This is a genomic window from Actinomycetota bacterium, assembly GCA_005774595.1.
Lineage (GTDB): Bacteria > Actinomycetota > Coriobacteriia > Anaerosomatales > D1FN1-002 > D1FN1-002.
This window is the reverse complement of record VAUM01000486.1, coordinates 1-1127: the sequence shown is the minus strand read 5'-3', so window position 1 is coordinate 1127 and position 1127 is coordinate 1. Positions and strand designations below refer to the sequence as shown.

The 1127-nt window shown below is 65.7% G+C and carries 2 protein-coding genes; both read right to left on the bottom strand.

Annotation, left to right across the window (positions count from 1 at the left end):
* Window positions 1-24: 24 nt before the first annotated feature.
* Complete coding sequence (gene lspA / locus FDZ70_11180; GenBank protein ID TLM65354.1) at window positions 25-555, bottom strand: signal peptidase II; 531 nt, start codon at window positions 553-555, stop codon at window positions 25-27.
* Complete coding sequence (locus FDZ70_11175) at window positions 552-920, bottom strand: TraR/DksA family transcriptional regulator (protein ID TLM65353.1); 369 nt, start codon at window positions 918-920, stop codon at window positions 552-554. The genes lspA and FDZ70_11175 overlap by 4 nt, the downstream gene beginning before the upstream one ends.
* Window positions 921-1127: the final 207 nt, after the last annotated feature.

Below are 1127 nucleotides of genomic sequence, written 5' to 3'. Positions count from 1 at the left end.
GGTGCTCGAAGTAGTCCGCTGGGCTCACTCGGGCGAGTCCACGGGCAGCTCGCTGGAGGCCGAGACACCCTCGGGCGTGGTCGTCTCGATCTGCTTGGCCGGGGCGAACAGCAACCAAGCGATCAGAAGTCCCGCGCCGATGACGATCGAGGAATCGGCGATGTTGAACACGGGAAAGTCGATGAACGCGAACTCGAGGAAGTCGGTCACGAAGCCGGCTGTCGCGCGATCGATGAGGTTGCCGGCGGCACCCGCGGCAATGAGTCCCAGACCGAACACCACCAGAGCCACCTGTGGCCTCTGCCGCACGAAGTACACGGCTATCACCAGGAGGACGATGACGGAGACGGACATGAAGGCGATCCGCTGTCCCGGAAGCATCCCGAACGCGGCTCCGGCGTTGCGCACGTGCGTGAAGTAGAGGACCCCGGGGACAAGCAGCGTGGAGTCCTGAGCCGGCAATGCCGAGCGGACCATCGCCTTCGAGGCCTGGTCGGCGACGAGTGCGAACCCCACCGTCAGGAGGAATGCGAGAAGCGGGCGGCGCAGCGTCACCGAGGCGACTCTTCAGCTTCCTTGCACGGAACGCACAGCGTGGCCGTGGGATGAGCCTCGAGACGCTCGACCGGAATCTCGGCGGAGCACCGCTCGCACACGCCGTAGAGGTCCTCCGACATGCGCTCAAGCGCATGCCTCACCGCCGAGCGCGCCTCGCGCGCGTTCTCCTCGAGCGTCATGCCCATCTCGCGCTCGAACGTGGCTGAGCCCTGGTCCGCCATGTGGTCGCGGTAGTTGTTCTCGCCGCTCACATCCGACAGAGACTCGCGATCTTCGATCTCCATCTCTGCGATGACCGCGTTGAGGCGCTCCAACTCGGGTTCGAGGTGGGTTCGGAATGCATCGCGCTTCGTGGAGTCCACGGCGGGCCTCCTCTGTGTCGGCCGCAGTATCAGAGCGCCCGGCGGATATGCACCGGGCGCTCGTTCCGTCTATTCGGATTGTACCACCGGAGCGCAGCCGTCCTTCGCCCGAGTCCCTACACACCGAGGTCGGCGAGAACCGCCGCGCACCTCGTGCATACGTCCGGACGCGAAGGGTCGGTCCCGAGTTCGCGCATGTTCCAGCAG